Here is a 13,217-nt window from a genome sequence, read left to right as displayed (position 1 = left end):
GGTGTTTTATTTGACTGAGTTAGGTAATCGATTAAAGGAAGCTAGGGAAGCCAAAGGGCTTAGCTTAGAAGATTTACAAGAATTAACGAAGATTCAAAAGCGTTACCTCATTGGAATTGAAGAGGGCAATTACAGTATGATGCCTGGAAAGTTTTATGTACGGGCATTCATTAAGCAATATTGTGAAGCGGTCGGACTGGATTCAGAAGAGATTTTTGAACAGTACAAGAGTGAAGTGCCTTCAGTTTATAGTGATGAACTACCTGAACAACTTTCGAGGGTCCAATCCCGGAAAACGATTCCTGCTGGGGACTCCAAAGTTGTAGAAATGTTACCTAAAATCCTGGTTGCCGTTTTAGTTATTGGTGTTGCTATTTTAATTTGGGTGCTAGTATCCAGTAATATGAGTAAGCCTGATAGTGACGATAAAAAGAACGATAAACAGAATGAAGTGGGATACAATAAAAGTGATGAGTTTAATAATAAAGAACAAGAGAAAGAAGACAAAAAGCAAGATGAAAAGAAAGAAGATACATCTGACAAGAAAGATGATGCAGATGACACTGTAGATGAAAAGACACAGCAGGAACTTGCCGTTGTCAGCACTAGCGGTAAAAATAGTACGTATGAATTGAAAAATACAGATACCTTTAAATTAAAGGTGACTTCTAAAGGCTCACCGTGGGTTGGCATTAATAACGGAGAAGGGAAATTACTATTCCAGGGCACAATTAATAAAAACGAAAGCCAGGAAATTGATTTCACTAATGAAAAAGAAGCTGTCATTAATGTAGGTAGAGCGTATGAAACTGAAATTTTTGTGAATGATGAGAAGCTGGAGTATTCCATTTCGCCGACTGAAATGGCTACGCAATTGGTTACGATACAATTTACGAAAGCCGAATAGTCATCTTTAGATGACTATTTTTCTCTTTATATTTCAAAGGTTGAAAATGGTTTGCCCGGCATATAACATTGGCTTTTGAGTTAAATTATACATAGGAAATATCTTGGCCTTAGGCCTCATATTATTTAGATTGAAAACGCATTGCCCAAAAAGCAGGCGTAAATTTTGGAGGTTAAAAGTTTGAATCTGCCTAATAAGATTACAGTAGCAAGAATCTGTTTAATACCAGTTTTTTTAATCATCATGCTCGTACCTTTTTCATGGGGGACTCTTACCTGGGGAGAGTACAAATTACCAGTTGCGCATTTAGCGGGAGCTATTCTCTTTATTATCGCTTCTACTACGGATTGGATTGATGGTCATTTTGCCAGAAAATATAATATGATTACTGATTTAGGGAAATTTTTAGATCCATTGGCTGATAAACTTCTGGTTTCGGCTGCATTAATTGTATTGGTTGATCTAGATTTAATGTACGATCAGTCTTGGATTGCTATCGTTATCATTAGCCGTGAATTTGCTGTGACTGGATTACGATTGGTATTAGCTGGTACAGGGGAAGTAGTTGCAGCGAACCAGCTTGGTAAAATCAAAACATGGGCACAAATAGTAGCTATTTCAGCATTATTGTTGCATAACCTACCATTTGCCCTCATTTCGCTGCCGTTTGCTAATATCACTTTATGGATTGCATTAATCTTTACGATATGGTCTGGTTTGGATTATTTTATAAAAAACAAAGAGGTATTTGTTAATTCTAAGTAAACGAATGGGTGGTTTGAAAATATGGATGCAGAAATCATTGCAGTAGGCTCTGAACTTCTTTTGGGACAAATTAATAACACAAATGGAAGATTTTTATCACAACAGTTTGCCGAAATGGGTGTCAATGTTTTTTACCATACTGTCGTCGGAGATAATGACCGACGATTACAACAAGCCATAGAAATCGCAGAATCCCGGGCAAACTTGATTGTATTTACCGGTGGACTTGGTCCTACTAAAGATGATTTAACGAAGGAAACGATCGCTCGCCATATAGGAAAAAAACTCGTTTTTAATGATGAAGCACTTCAATCCATTGAAGCGTACTTTGAAAAACGCGGCCGGACGATGACGGAGAACAACAAAAAGCAGGCTCTCGTCTTAGAAGGCAGCGAGGTCTTGGCAAACGATCATGGCATGGCTCCGGGGATGATCTTGGCGAAATCCGGAATCACGTATATGTTGCTTCCTGGTCCTCCGAGTGAAATGGAACCAATGTTTTTAAGCTATGGTTATGAATCGATTATGAATAAACTTGAAAAGCATGAACGGATCGACTCCAAGGTTCTTCGGTTTTACGGGATAGGGGAAGCTGAACTGGAAACAGTGATTGAAGATCTTCTTGTCAATCAAACGAATCCCACAATCGCTCCACTGGCTGCTGAAGGGGAAGTAACGTTAAGGATTACCGCTAAAGACTCTTCTAAAGAAAAATGTGAGGAGCTTATTTTAGAAGCGGAAAAAGAAATTTTAAACAGGGTCGGCAAGTTTTATTATGGAAGTGATAATACTTCGCTCATAAAAGAACTTGTTAAAGAATTAACGGTCCGAAAGCTTTCAATAGCGGCAGCGGAAAGCTTGACCGGCGGTATGTTTCAAGAGCAACTTACAACGATACCAGGCGCCGGAAAAGTGTTCAAGGGTGGTATTGTCAGTTATACAAATGATGCGAAGTCGAATGTTTTGGGCATCAGTGACGCGACAATCTCGAAAAATGGCGTAGTCAGTGGTGAGTGTGCAATGGAAATGGCTTCTAATGCCCGGGAAAAGTTCGATGCGGATGTAGGTATCAGTTTTACGGGTGTTGCAGGGCCTGATGAACAAGAAGGCAAGCCAGTAGGTACGGTCTTCATTGGAATTTCTTACCGTGATGGAGACACTCACTTTAAAGAATTGAGTTTATCTGGAAGCAGGGCGCAAATCCGTGTTCGTAGCGTGAAGTACGGCTGTCATTATTTATTAAGAGACTTATAAAAGACGAAGCAGAGCTTTTTAAAGGCTCTGTTTTTGTTTGATTTAAGAAGTTTCTTTCATGTAAAAAAAGGGAAAAGAAAAAACAGTTAATTCTATAAAAATGCTTTTTCAAAGACGTTATTGAATGAAAATGATGATTTTCTTCAGGAGAAATACTTTTTTGTAAAGAATATTCCAATGGAAAAAAACGAATGAATGTTCGACTTTTTGCTTGGCAAAATAGTAAAAAGAGTATATAGTAAAGATAGGTTTTGAGACAAGATACAAACCTTGTTCTCAAATAATTGCTTACGTAAGAACATCTTTAATCGGACAGCCGATTATTTGAATATAGAGGAGGAAATTGAGTGAGTGATCGTCAAGCGGCTTTAGATATGGCGTTAAAACAAATTGAAAAACAATTTGGTAAAGGTTCTATTATGAAACTTGGAGAACAGTCTGATCGAAGAATCTCAACGATTTCAAGCGGTTCTTTAGCATTGGACGTAGCATTGGGAGTAGGCGGATACCCAAGAGGCCGGGTCATTGAGATATACGGACCTGAAAGCTCAGGTAAAACGACTGTTGCATTGCATGCAATTGCAGAAGTACAAAAGACTGGAGGCACGGCTGCATTCATTGATGCTGAGCATGCTTTAGATCCAGCATATTCAGAAAAACTTGGTGTGAATATTGATGAGTTACTGCTTTCTCAGCCTGATACGGGTGAACAAGCACTTGAGATTGCTGAGGCGTTAGTGCGAAGCGGCGCGGTAGATATCATTGTTATCGACTCCGTAGCGGCTCTTGTTCCAAAAGCTGAAATCGAAGGTGAAATGGGAGATTCCCATATGGGTCTTCAAGCCCGGATGATGTCACAGGCGCTTAGAAAGCTGTCTGGTGCCATTAATAAATCAAATACCATTGCTATATTCATTAACCAAATCCGTGAAAAAATCGGGGTTATGTTCGGGAATCCAGAAACGACTCCAGGTGGCCGTGCATTGAAATTCTATTCAACTGTTCGCCTTGAAGTACGTCGTGCTGAACAATTGAAACAAGGTAATGAAATTGTCGGTAATAAAACCAAAATTAAAATCGTAAAAAATAAGGTAGCTCCCCCATTCCGTCAAGCAGAAGTCGACATTATGTATGGTCAAGGGATTTCTCAGGAAGGTGAAATCATTGATATGGGTGCAGATCTTGATATTGTCCTTAAAAGCGGCTCTTGGTATTCATACAATGAAGAGCGTGTCGGACAAGGACGGGAAAATGCGAAAATGTTCTTGAAAGAAAATCAGGATATTGCTCTGGAAATTTCACAGAAAATCAGAGATCATTATAACCTTGATGGAGAGCATGAACTACCAGAAGAGACAGAAGAGGAACATTTTGAATTACTTGATTAATGATAGAAAAAGACCTAAGCTTGTTTGCTTAGGTCTTTTTCTATATCTTGTGAAGTCAAGTAAAATGAAAAAAGTACAAAATTTTCAGCGAATTTATCGGTCGTGAAAACAGGTTTACAGTCTTTTTCCATAATAATGTTGTACAGAATAGCGATTGATATTAATAAAACTTGAATAATCATTGATACATAAGGGACAAACGCTTGACAATAAAAATTCTCAACTATACAATTAATATGTATATTTTACAATTTTTCAAACTAAAATTTTGAAAATTAAGTGCTGTATATTGAATTTATGTGCAATGTACTTGCCGACAGTTCAACATTTTATGTAAAAAGTTCATAGCAAGGGGAGGTGAAACGATGGAACCCATGACAATCATCTTCACTTTGCTTGGCCTAATCGTCGGTGCAGTTGTTGGTTATTTTATTCACAAATCAAAATTTGAGAGTAAAATAGCAGGGGCAAAGGGCTCTGCAGAACAAATCCTTGAGGATGCAAAACGTGAAGCGGATGCTCTTAAGAAAGAAGCCTTGTTGGAAGCAAAAGATGAAATTCATAAAGTTCGCTCTGATTCTGATCGAGAATCTCGTGAAAGAAGAAGCGAATTACAAAAACAAGAAAATCGGTTATTGCAAAGAGAAGAGAATCTTGACCGGAAGGATGAAACGTTAGACAAACGTGAAAGCCTTTTGGAGAAAAAAGAGGATTCTCTAAACCAAAGACAACAGCATATTGAAGAGATGGAAAGCAAAGTGGACGAGATGGTTCGTAAGCAGCAAACAGAGCTTGAACGTGTTTCCGGCTTAACTCGTGAAGAAGCTAAAGCAATCATTATAGACCGAATGGAAAACGAGCTTGCTCACGATGTAGCGCTTATGATTAAAGAAAGTGATACCCGTGCCAAAGAAGAAGCTGATAAAAAAGCAAAAGAAATTCTTTCTCTTGCCATTCAGCGTTGTGCGGCTGATCATGTCGCAGAAACCACCGTTTCTGTAGTAAATCTTCCAAACGATGAAATGAAAGGCCGGATTATCGGACGTGAAGGCCGAAATATCCGGACATTAGAAACGCTAACAGGTATTGACCTTATTATTGATGATACTCCTGAAGCTGTCATTTTATCTGGATTCGATCCAATCAGACGGGAAACGGCACGCTTGGCTCTTGAAAAACTAGTTCAGGACGGTCGGATTCACCCTGCACGTATTGAAGAAATGGTTGACAAAGCAAGACGTGAGGTAGATGAACATATTCGTGAAATTGGTGAACAAACAACATTTGAAGTTGGTGTTCACGGGCTCCATCCAGATCTCATCAAAATACTCGGTCGTTTGAAATTCCGTACCAGTTACGGTCAAAACGTGCTGAAGCATTCAATTGAAGTGGCCCAGCTTTCAGGGTTGCTTGCTGCTGAGCTTGGTGAGGATGAAGTTCTTGCCCGCCGTGCAGGTTTATTGCATGATATAGGGAAAGCAATTGATCATGAAGTAGAAGGCAGTCACGTTGAAATTGGCGTGGAATTGGCAACCAAGTATAAAGAGCATCCAACTGTCATCAACAGCATCGCTTCACATCATGGTGATACAGAACCAACTTCCATTATTTCAGTGCTTGTGGCAGCCGCTGATGCGTTATCAGCTGCAAGACCAGGTGCAAGAAGTGAAACGCTGGAAAATTACATTAGAAGACTCGAAAAACTTGAAGAGATTTCCGAATCCTATGATGGAGTGGAAAAATCATTTGCAATTCAAGCCGGACGTGAAGTGCGGATTCTAGTGAAACCAGAACAAATAGATGATCTTTCGGCACATCGACTCGCACGTGATATCCGGAAAAGGATTGAAGAAGAGCTCGATTACCCAGGTCATATAAAAGTTACGGTTATCCGTGAAACAAGAGCAGTAGAATATGCCAAATAATATTTGGTAATGAAAACGAAGTGGTGAAAACCACTTCGTTTTCATTTTGCTTATAAAGAGCTATTATGGGGTGATTTTTAAAATTATAATTCCATATTATGTTACAATACATACATTGAATATTCTTATCATTAGAAATGTGGATTTAGAAAGGGTTTTACTATGAAATTGCTATTTATTGGAGATGTTGTAGGGTCTCCTGGCCGTGATATGGTCCAAGAATACCTTCCAAAATTAAAAGAAAAGTATAGACCGCATATCACGGTTATTAATGGGGAAAATGCTGCAGGTGGCAGGGGGATTACGGAAAAGATTTACCGTAGTTTTCTACAGTGGGGAGCACAGGCAGTAACGATGGGGAACCATACATGGGATAATCGCGATATTTTCAATTTTATTGATGAAGCGAAATATCTCGTCCGTCCAGCGAATTTTCCAGAGGGAACTCCCGGAGAAGGAATAAAATTTATTAAATTGAACCAGCAGGAAATTGCGGTCATAAATTTGCAAGCGAGGACATTCATGCCTGATTTGGATTGTCCGTTCAAAAAAGCGGAAGAACTCGTGTTGGAGGCTCAAAAAAGGACACCAATCATCTTTGTCGATTTTCATGGTGAGGCTACAAGTGAAAAGCAGGCGATGGGTTGGTTCTTAGATGGAAAAGTGACAGCCGTTGTAGGTACACACACACATGTCCAGACAGCCGATAACCGGGTTTTACCCGAAGGGACCGCTTATATATCAGATGTAGGTATGACAGGCCCGTATGATGGCATTCTCGGCATGGAGAGAGGGGCAGTCATCCATCGCTTCTTGACCAGCCTTCCTGTTCGTTTCGAAGTACCTAAAGAAGGGCGTACCCTATTAAGTGCTGTGCTCATAGATATTGATGATAAGACGGGCATGGCTAAAAAAATAGACCGAATACTCATCAATGAAGATCATCCGCTTTACACATGAATTGAATGGACAGACAGTCAAATGACTGATTGTCCATTTTTTTATTCAATAATAAATCGATTGGTGGACAATCCCTGTTTTCTTTGTCATACAAGTTTTACTTCCTGAATATAGTAGCAGTGGAAAGTGTTATAACTATTGAGCCAAGTTATAATCGGCAGGGAAAACAAGGAGGACTAGGAATGGAAATATTAAAGGTTTCAGCAAAATCTAATCCTAATTCTGTAGCAGGCGCACTAGCGGGAGTGCTCAGAGAAAGAGGAGCAGCCGAAATTCAAGCAATCGGTGCAGGTGCGTTAAATCAAGCCGTCAAGGCAGTAGCAATCGCAAGAGGGTTTGTCGCACCTAGTGGAGTTGACTTGATTTGTATTCCTGCCTTTACAGATATACTTATTGATGGCGAAGAGAGAACGGCGATTAAGCTAATCATTGAACCAAGATAATTTCATATGTGGGTGCCTGTTTGTCGGCTGGCGAGCAGGTTCTTTTTTGTACTAAAATTCAAATGACGAAAAACCTTAGCCATTTTATAATAGATCATATTAGCTATGAAAGTTAAGCAAGGGAGGAGGATCATTTTGGCGATTTTTGATGCGCATTGTGATGTGTTAATGAAGATGTTTATAGATCCAGATATTTCTTTTTTGGACAGTGAAAAGTTACATATAACAAAACGGGGATTATTGGATGCAGGAGGAAAGGTCCAATGTTTTGCAATTTATATTCCAGAAAAAGTCCACCCAGATATGAGATTTCAGGCAGCCTTAGCGATGGTTGATATTTTTCATGAAAAGATTTTATCAGAGCCGGAAATGAAATTTATACGGAGCAAGACTGACATCGATAATCTAAAAGAAAAAGAAATCGGTGCTATGCTTACATTGGAAGGCTGCGATTGTATTGGAAATGATTTATTAAAGCTAAAAACACTTCTCCATCTTGGTGTTTCTTCAGTAGGGCTAACATGGAATTATGCCAACCTTGTGGCTGATGGAGCATTAGAAACAAGAGGAAGTGGGTTGACACGATTTGGAACAGAGGTTGTGACCTTATTAAATGAGCAATCGATTTGGTGTGATTTATCCCATTTATCTGAAGCTGGTTTTTGGGACACATTAAAAAGAGCGGATTTTCCAATTGCATCCCATTCGAATGCTAATAATTTATGTTCGCATCCGCGGAATTTAAAAGACAGCCAGATAAAAGCCCTTTTACAAAAAAATGGCGTGATAGGGGTAACCTTTGTTCCACAATTCCTATCCAGTGGTTATTCGGCTTCAATAAAAGATATCCTGAACCATATAGACCATATATGCAGTTTGGGCGGGGAAAAACAAATTGGGTTTGGGTCTGACTTCGATGGAATAGAACATATGGTAGACAAATTAGCATCCTTTAATGATTATCATAACTTAATCAATGAGCTGAATAGTCTTTATTCTGCTGAGTTTGTAAAAGGACTCCTTTTTGAGAATTTCACTCGGAATTTTCCACGTTAAAAGGTGATAAATTTAATTCTGACTATATAGATATGAATAAATATTCTGAAAATATAAAAAATGGAGGCAAAAAGGTTGCAATTTAATGATTTAACCGATAGAATTGAAAGCGTTTAGTACACCTTTCCTAAATAGAACGATTTATATACATAGTCTAATGTTCTGGCGAGAGGTGCGGTTAAATGCATTTATATACGAACGTTCTAAAGGAGTGTAAGACATGATCAATCAACTTTCATGGAAAGTTGGCGGACAACAAGGTGAAGGTATTGAAAGTACAGGAGAAATATTCTGTATTGCCCTCAATCGCTTAGGTTATTACTTGTATGGCTACCGTCATTTCTCATCCCGAATTAAGGGAGGACACACGAATAACAAAATTCGTGTAAGTACTACCGAAACTCGTGCTATCTCTGATGATTTAGACATCTTAGTTGCTTTTGACCAAGAAACAATTGACGTCAATTATAAAGAATTACATGAAGGTGGCATCATAATCGCTGATGCAAAATTCAAACCTGTCTGCCCAGAAGATACAAAGGCAGAATTATATATTGTTCCATTTACGGAAATCGCTGCAGAATTAGGCACATCATTAATGAAAAACATGGTGGCTATCGGTGCGACATGTGCTGTACTTGGTATGGAAATTTCCGTATTCAACGATGTTGTTGATGAAATCTTCGGTCGTAAAGGCGAAGAAATCGTTAAAAAGAATATGGATGCCATTACTGCTGGCTACAAAGCCATGGAAGTACTGCTTGGAGAAAAGCTTGGCGCAATGGAGCTAGAAAAAGCAGACGGACAGAAACGTTTATTCATGATCGGAAACGATGCTATCGCTCTAGGAGCTGTTGCAGGCGGATGTCGCTTCATGGCAGCATACCCAATTACTCCTGCCTCTGAAATTATGGAATATCTAATCAAAAAACTTCCACAATTGGGCGGTACTGTCATTCAGACAGAAGATGAAATAGCTGCAGCCACAATGGCAATCGGTGCAAACTACGGTGGTGTTCGTGCTATCACAGCTTCTGCTGGTCCAGGACTTTCCTTAAAAATGGAGGCAATTGGCTTAGCGGGTATTACCGAGACGCCTATTGTCATTGTTGATACACAACGTGGCGGTCCTTCTACTGGACTTCCTACGAAACAAGAGCAATCTGATTTAATGGCCATGATTTATGGTACACACGGTGAAATCCCAAAAATCGTCATGGCCCCAAGTACTGTTGAAGAAGCATTTTATGATACGGCAGAAGCGTTCAATCTCGCGGAGGAATATCAATGTCCGGTTATCATTTTATCCGACTTACAGCTATCGCTAGGTAAACAAACGGTTCAGCCGCTTGATTACAGCAAAGTAGAGATCAGACGCGGTAAATTGGTAGATTTTGAAATTGAAGAACCAGAAAACAAATCATACTTCAAGCGTTATAAAGTAACGGAAGACGGCGTTTCACCTCGTGTTGTTCCTGGTATGAAAAATGGAATTCACCATGTTACTGGTGTTGAACATGATGAGACAGGGAGACCTTCTGAGACTGCTGTGAATCGAAAAGCGCAGATGGATAAACGGATGCGTAAGCTGAATAATTTAGCTAACACATTCCATACACCTGTATACAAAAACACACCGCATGAAGAAGCGGATTTACTAATTCTTGGTTTTAACTCTACCCGTGGTACGATTGATGAAGCAATTGGTAGACTAGAAACGGATGGGGTAAAAGTGAATCATGCGCAAATTCGTTTGATTCATCCGTTCCCAACCGATGAAGTTCTATCTTTAGTACAATCGGCTAAGAAAGTAGTAGTAATCGAAAATAATGCGACTGGACAATTGGCTAATATTATCAAGATGAATGTCGGACATGTTAATAAAATTAAAAGCATCCTAAAATATGATGGCAACCCATTCCTCCCGCATGAAATTCACACACAATGCAAGGAGATGTTCGAATATGGCAACGTTTAAAGAGTTTCGTAATGATGTTAAACCTAACTGGTGTCCTGGCTGTGGAGATTTCTCCGTTCAGGCTGCCATGCAGCGTGCGGCAGCCAATGTAGGATTGGAGCCGGAAAACTTAGCTGTTGTTTCTGGTATCGGCTGTTCAGGACGTATTTCCGGTTACATCAAGTCATATGGCTTCCACGGAATTCATGGCCGCTCTCTGCCGATTGCCCAAGGAGTGAAAATGGCCAACCGTGAATTGACCGTAATAGCTTCAGGAGGAGACGGAGACGGTTTTGCAATCGGGATGGGACATACTATTCATGCAATCCGTCGTAATATCGATATAACGTATATTGTAATGGATAACCAAATTTATGGCTTGACAAAAGGTCAGACTTCTCCGCGATCAGCTGTTGGATTTAAGACAAAATCCACTCCTGAAGGATCAATCGAGCAGGCTGTCTCACCAATGGAATTAGCGTTATCGGCTGGTGCTACATTTGTTGCACAAAGTTTTTCGACTGACTTAAAAGACTTGACTGCTATCATTGAAGCAGGGATCAATCATAAAGGGTTCTCCTTTATCAATGTTTTCTCTCCATGCGTAACATATAACAAGATTAATACGTACGATTGGTTCAAACAAAACTTAACAAAATTAAACACGATTGAAGGATATGATTCTTCAAATAAAGAACAGGCCATGCAAACATTAATGAAGCATGACAGCCTTGTGACAGGGATTATTTATCAAGATTCTTCACGCCCTTCTTATCAGGAGTTAGTACCAGGATATGCAGAAAAAGCGTTAAATAAATCTGATCTAACTCTAGATCAAGCTCATTTTGATAAACTTGTTGCAGAATTTATGTAAAAGTGAAAAGGTTCACCCCTATAGATGGGGTGAACCTTTTTTGTGAAAAATTAAGCGCTCCAGTAATTATGCCTCATGCTAGAACGCTTACTGGTAGCTTAACAATCGTTATGGCATCCGCCGAAGTTACGGTTAAAAGAAACCGCGACCGAAACCGCCACAAAAACCGCCACCGAAACCGAAGCCACAACGATTCCTTCTTCTACAACAACAACGGTCATTGTCGTGATGATGATGATGATGATGGTGACGTTCACAATCGCGGTCACGATCACGATCGCGGTCACGGTCACGATCGCGTCTATCACAGCGTCTCACTCGACGACAGAAATCGTCTTCGTTCCTTTCATGGTGATGGTGGTCACGATTATTATTTTCAGAACATGACATATAAGTCACTCCTTTAATTATTTTTGTTGTACGAGATATCTTATTCAAGAGCGGACAGGATGCTATGGGATCATGACCTTATTAGTGAAAATGTACGATAGCCCTAAGATTATGATTAGTCAATAAAGGTAAAATGGCCCGTACATTAGGAATACTGGTATTTTTTTAATCGGTTTTTCATACCTTTAATATATTCAGGAAAATGTAGCCCTATTTCAGGGGGAGTGTATATGTTGAAAGGGAAAATGAAAGCAGTTGTCAAACATCACCGAGGATATGGGGCACAATTGCAAGCTGTCGACATTCCAGATATTCGTGAAGATGAGGTGTTAATTCGAGTCAAAATGGCTTCAATCTGTGGGACGGATATTCACATTTTCACCTGGGATAAATGGTCACAGGGAAGAGTGAATCCACCATATGTATTTGGGCATGAATTTGCCGGAGAAGTGATTGAGGTAGGGGGGAGGGTGAGTAATGTTTCAGTTGGTGATTACGTTTCCGCCGAAACCCATATCGTGTGCGGTACATGCCGGCAATGTTTAACGGGACAGTTACACATTTGTAAAAATACAAATATTATTGGTCTCGATACACAAGGGTGCTTTGCTGAATATGTAGCTTTGCCAGCCAAGAATCTTTGGAAAAATCCGATTGACATGCCACTTGATATAGCTACGATCCAAGAACCGATGGGAAATGCCGTCCATTCTGTGCTTGCTGGTGAAGTGCTTGGTAAAACGGTGGCGATCATTGGTTGCGGACCAATTGGGCTTATGGCAGTGGCTGTAGCAAAGGCTGCAGGTGCAGATAAAGTTATCGCTCTTGATGTTAATGATTATCGACTTCAGCTGGCAAAAAAGATGGGGGCTTCGCACACAATTCATTCAATCAAGCAAAATCCTCTGGAAATCACGGCAAGACTCACAGATATGGATGGGGTGGATGTGGTCTGCGAAATGAGCGGTAATCCTACGGCCATCGATCAAGGGTTTAAAATGGCTACAAATGGCGGGAGGATATCAATTTTGAGCCTGCCAGCTCAGCCGGTCACGCTTAATATAACGGAGGATATAGTGTTCAAGGGTCTTACTGTCCAAGGAATAACAGGAAGAAAAGTGTTCTCAACCTGGCAGCAGGTTTCGAGCCTGCTAGGGAGTGGGAAAGTTGATGTCACACCGATGATTACGCATCGTTTTTCGCTAAGTGACTTTGAAAAGGGTTTTGAACTGATGATAAAGGGACAGTGTGGTAAGGTACTCTTAATACCTTAGCCAACTTAAAAGGAGGAGAAATGA

Annotated in this window: 12 protein-coding genes; 11 read left to right on the top strand and 1 reads right to left on the bottom strand. The window is 40.0% G+C overall.

The window, feature by feature from the left end:
- Nucleotide 1 precedes the first annotated feature (1 nt).
- The 10 genes from JFU50_RS00900 (at nt 2) to JFU50_RS00855 (ending at nt 11,529) form a co-directional block, all read left to right on the top strand.
- Nucleotides 2–907 carry a helix-turn-helix domain-containing protein gene (locus JFU50_RS00900; protein ID WP_342366263.1) on the top strand — a complete coding sequence of 302 codons (906 nt, stop codon included), beginning with the start codon at nt 2–4 and terminating at the stop codon, nt 905–907.
- A gap of 180 nt (nt 908–1,087) precedes the next feature.
- Nucleotides 1,088–1,672 carry a CDP-diacylglycerol--glycerol-3-phosphate 3-phosphatidyltransferase gene (gene pgsA, locus JFU50_RS00895; protein WP_053345391.1) on the top strand — a complete coding sequence of 195 codons (585 nt, stop codon included), beginning with the start codon at nt 1,088–1,090 and terminating at the stop codon, nt 1,670–1,672.
- Nucleotides 1,673–1,693: 21 nt separating this feature from the next.
- Complete coding sequence (locus JFU50_RS00890) at nt 1,694–2,926, top strand: competence/damage-inducible protein A (RefSeq protein ID WP_201181375.1); 1,233 nt, start codon at nt 1,694–1,696, stop codon at nt 2,924–2,926.
- A 347-nt stretch (nt 2,927–3,273) separates the two neighbouring features.
- On the top strand, nt 3,274–4,314 hold the full coding sequence (recA, locus tag JFU50_RS00885) for a recombinase RecA (RefSeq protein WP_053345392.1): 1,041 nt from the start codon (nt 3,274–3,276) through the stop codon (nt 4,312–4,314).
- Between the two features lie 365 nt (nt 4,315–4,679).
- Nucleotides 4,680–6,239, top strand: a complete 1,560-nt coding sequence (rny, locus tag JFU50_RS00880) for a ribonuclease Y (protein ID WP_053345393.1) — start codon at nt 4,680–4,682, stop codon at nt 6,237–6,239.
- A 162-nt stretch (nt 6,240–6,401) separates the two neighbouring features.
- Entirely contained in the window at nt 6,402–7,199 is a 798-nt protein-coding gene (locus JFU50_RS00875; protein WP_201181374.1) for a TIGR00282 family metallophosphoesterase, read from the top strand.
- 182 nt (nt 7,200–7,381) lie between these two features.
- Nucleotides 7,382–7,642, top strand: coding sequence for a stage V sporulation protein SpoVS (spoVS, locus tag JFU50_RS00870; protein ID WP_029281188.1), 261 nt, complete (start codon nt 7,382–7,384; stop codon nt 7,640–7,642).
- Nucleotides 7,643–7,777: 135 nt separating this feature from the next.
- Nucleotides 7,778–8,698, top strand: a complete 921-nt coding sequence (locus JFU50_RS00865; protein WP_242489014.1) for a dipeptidase — start codon at nt 7,778–7,780, stop codon at nt 8,696–8,698.
- 220 nt (nt 8,699–8,918) lie between these two features.
- Nucleotides 8,919–10,676 (top strand): 2-oxoacid:acceptor oxidoreductase subunit alpha, encoded by a 1,758-nt coding sequence (locus tag JFU50_RS00860; RefSeq protein WP_056526902.1) that lies wholly within the window; start codon nt 8,919–8,921, stop codon nt 10,674–10,676.
- The gene (locus tag JFU50_RS00855) at nt 10,663–11,529 is read left to right on the top strand and encodes a 2-oxoacid:ferredoxin oxidoreductase subunit beta (protein ID WP_056526905.1); all 867 of its coding nucleotides are present in this window, start codon (nt 10,663–10,665) and stop codon (nt 11,527–11,529) included. The genes JFU50_RS00860 and JFU50_RS00855 overlap by 14 nt, the downstream gene beginning before the upstream one ends.
- A gap of 98 nt (nt 11,530–11,627) precedes the next feature.
- Here JFU50_RS00855 and JFU50_RS00850 read toward each other — a convergent pair whose 3' ends face one another.
- Entirely contained in the window at nt 11,628–11,837 is a 210-nt protein-coding gene (locus tag JFU50_RS00850) for a hypothetical protein (protein ID WP_201181372.1), read from the bottom strand.
- A 315-nt stretch (nt 11,838–12,152) separates the two neighbouring features.
- Between JFU50_RS00850 and tdh the strand changes: the two genes are divergently transcribed.
- Nucleotides 12,153–13,193, top strand: a complete 1,041-nt coding sequence (tdh, locus tag JFU50_RS00845; RefSeq protein WP_201183370.1) for an L-threonine 3-dehydrogenase — start codon at nt 12,153–12,155, stop codon at nt 13,191–13,193.
- Nucleotides 13,194–13,217: the final 24 nt, after the last annotated feature.

The sequence above is a fragment of the Peribacillus sp. TH14 genome (genome assembly GCF_016651145.1).
GTDB lineage: Bacteria > Bacillota > Bacilli > Bacillales > DSM-1321 > Peribacillus > Peribacillus butanolivorans.
The sequence above is the reverse complement of the archived record's forward strand: the minus strand, read 5'-3'. Positions and strand labels throughout refer to the sequence as shown.